The organism is Gemmobacter sp. (assembly GCF_016792925.1).
Taxonomy (GTDB): domain Bacteria; phylum Pseudomonadota; class Alphaproteobacteria; order Rhodobacterales; family Rhodobacteraceae; genus Gemmobacter.
Genome location: NZ_JAEULU010000109.1, coordinates 1 through 3,122, shown reverse-complemented (window position 1 = coordinate 3,122; position 3,122 = coordinate 1). Strand labels below are relative to the sequence as shown.

The 3,122-nt window shown below is 65.7% G+C and carries 2 protein-coding genes; both read right to left on the bottom strand.

All coding sequences use genetic code 11. The annotated features are described in order from the left end of the window. A partial coding sequence (glyS, locus tag JNN06_RS05675; RefSeq protein ID WP_291238625.1) for a glycine--tRNA ligase subunit beta occupies positions 1–2,205 on the bottom strand: 2,205 nt, incomplete at its 3' end. 12 nt (positions 2,206–2,217) lie between these two features. Beyond that, positions 2,218–3,012 (bottom strand): FkbM family methyltransferase, encoded by a 795-nt coding sequence (locus tag JNN06_RS05670; RefSeq protein ID WP_291238626.1) that lies wholly within the window; start codon positions 3,010–3,012, stop codon positions 2,218–2,220. Between the last annotated feature and the right edge of the window lie 110 nt (positions 3,013–3,122).

Below are 3,122 nucleotides of genomic sequence, written 5' to 3'. Positions count from 1 at the left end.
CACCGCCGTAAAGAAGGCATCAATCGGCGCGCGCAGCTGCGCCATGGCCGCCATGGCGGCGGCGAAATCTTCCTGCGCCATCGCCGGTTTGATCGCCGCCTCGCCCGCATCCAGCGCGGCAAACAGCGCGCGTTCTTCGTCGGTTTCCGCGAAGTTCACATCCGCCCCGAAGGAATATTCCACCCCGTCCTTGGCCTCGGCCTGCGACAGGATGTTGTTGGCACGCTTGAAGCCTTGCAGCAGATTGGTGCCATCCTCGGAGGTGAGGAAGGCTTGCAGCGCCTCGGCGCGCTTCACCAGCAAGGTGAGATCGTCATTGCCCGGCATGGCCAAGCAGGCGTCGATCACGTCATGGCGGATGCCTTGATCTTTCAGGAAGACCTTGAGGCGGTCGTGGAAGAAGGAGAGCAGGTTATCAGCGATTGCCGACACGTCCTCGACTGACTTGTGGTCATCAACTTTACCATCGTGGGTATTGTAGAACGAGATCAGACCACGTTTGTACTCTTTGTTCATGAGCACAAGAGGTTGCGAGAAATCGAGCGGATCGCAGAAGGGATGTTCTTTAGCGTGTCCGTCAAACAGATTGTCGAGCGAGATAAAGAAGCGTTGTTCGTCGTTCTTCGCACGTAGTGGCGCGTAGCCAATCTCGCCTAGCTCACGCTGCCGCTCATAAAGTGCAAACAGTCTTGCTTGGATCAAGACTGGCAGAAGTTTCGCCCGCACCCCATTCCCCAGCACCAACCTAATCACACCCAAAGCCGCCCGGCGCAGCGCGAAGGGGTCTTTGCTGCCGGTGGGTTTCTCGTCAATCGCCCAGAACCCCGTCAGCGTGTCGATCTTGTCGGCCAGCGCCACGGCGACCGAGACCGGCTCGGTCGGCACAGCGTCCGAGGGGCCAAGCGGCGAGTAATGGTCGCGGGCGGCATTGGCGATGGCTTGCGCCTCGCCCGCCTCCAGCGCGTAATAGCGGCCCATCGTGCCTTGCAGCTCGGGGAACTCGCCCACCATGGCAGAGCGCAAATCGAGTTTCGCCAGCTTCGCCGCGCGTTCGGCCTGATCCGCATCCGCGCCCACCAGCGGCGCGATCTCCCGCGCAAGGGCTGCAATGCGGGCGATCCGGTCGGCCTGAGACCCGAGCTTGTTGTGGAAGGTCACGGCCTTGAGGCCCTCTTCCCACTCACCCATGCCCGCTTTCGCCACGCGCAGGTCATTCTCCCAGAAGAAGCGCGCATCCGACAGCCGCGCCGACAGCACCTTGAGGTTCCCCTTCAGGATCGTGGCGCCATGATCCGCCGTCTCGCGGTTCGCCACCGTCACAAAGCCCTCGATCCGCCCGGTCTTGGGGTTCTTGACCGAGAAGAACTTCTGATGTTCGCGCATCGAGGTTTGCAGCACCTCCGCCGGCAGATGCAGGAACTGATCGCCAATCGCGCCCATCAGCACCACCGGCCATTCCACCAGCCCCGCCACCTCGGCCAAAAGGCCCGCATCCGGCACCACCTCAAGCCCGCGCGCAAAGGCCTGATTTTGCGCATCATTCCAGATATGCGCCTCACGCTCCGCGCTATCGAGCATCACGAAAGCCCGGCGCAGCTTGGCGGCGTAATCGTCAAAGCCGGTCACGGCAAACCGCCCCGGCGCCATGAAGCGATGGCCGCCCGTGGTGTTCCCGGCCACGATCCCGTCCACAGTCACCGGCACCACCTCGGCGCCGCCCTCATCGCCCATCAGGCAGAGGATCGAGTGCAGGGGCCGCACCCAGCGCAAGCTCCCGCTGCCCCAGCGCATCGACTTGGGCCAGGGGAACGTGCGGATCACGCGCTCCAGCACCTCGGCCACGATCTCGGCGGCCTTGCGGCCCGGCTTTTCAATCACCGCGAAATAGACCTCGGCCTTCTTGTCGGCCCGCTTTTCCAGCTGCTCCAGCGTCAGGCCGGTCGAGCGCAAGAACCCCTCCAGCGCCGCCGCAGGCGCATCGGTGCGCGGGCCTTTGCGTTCCTCGCGCACGGGGCGGCTTTCGGGCGTCAGCCCGGTCAGCGTCAGCACGAGGCGGCGCGGGGTCGAAAAGGCGCCCGCGCTTTCATAGGTCAGACCGGCCTCCACAAGGCCATCGGTCACCAGTTTCTTCAGGTTCTCCCGCGCCGCGCCCTGCATGCGCGCCGGGATTTCCTCGGAGAAAAGCTCGATCAGAAGGTCGGACATGGGGTTTCTCCGTCAGACGTAAGAGGCGTTGATCGCCATGGTAATCATGCGTTTGCCACCGCCGGGGTTGGTGATGCGGAAGCCCGCAGCGGTGAGGATTTCAATGCAGGCGGCATCCGTGCGCGCGCCATTGCGTTCGGGGCCGGTGTCGATGGCCACCATGCGGGTGCGGGCCAGCAGGGCCGTCGCGCCTTGCAGCACCTCCGGCTCGGCGCCCTCGGCATCCATCTTGATGAGGCCCACCCGGCCAAGGCCATGGCGCGCGGCCATCGCATCCAGCGTGGTGGCCTCAGCCTGAAAGGCCACGGCAGAGGTGCCGGGCGGCAGGAAGATCGAGCTGTCGGCTTTGCCCGGCGCGCTGTAGAAGGTCACGGTTTCCGCGGCCTTCCACAGGATCGCGCAATCCACCGTCACGCGCGGATCGGCGCCGCGATTGGCGCGCAGGCAGGCGGCCACCCTGGGGTCGCCCTCCAGCGCCAGCACGCGGGGCGCGCCCGCCCGCAAGGCGGCGGCCGTGAAATCGCCGACATTGGCGCCCATGTCGATCACCGCCTCATCGGGCGCAAAGGGCGCCGCCTGATCCAGGCCAAATTCCCGCGTCAGCCGGTCCAGCCGCGCCGTCCAGCCCCGGCGATAAGAGCGCCACAGCAGCGCCGAGGGCACCAGAACCGAGCCGCCCTCCAGATGCAGGCGGAACGCATCGCCTTCGGGCGTGATGCGCAGCGGGCGCAGATCGCCCAGACCCAGCCGCCCGGCCAGGTTATGCGCCGCCAGATGCAGCCGCTGTTTCGGGCGCAGGTCCAGCATGGTCAATTGGCCGGTGCGGGAGCCGCCGCAGGGGCCGTTGCCGGCGACGCTGCGGGCGCGTCAAGGCTTGCATTCGGGTCCGCCGTCAGCGTGTCGTTCAGCTGGTGCCA

Coding starts and splice junctions, on each gene's coding strand:
- JNN06_RS05670 (WP_291238626.1), bottom strand. CDS start 3,012: ATGCTGGACCTGCGCCCGAAACAGCGGCTGCATCTGGCGGCGCATAAC.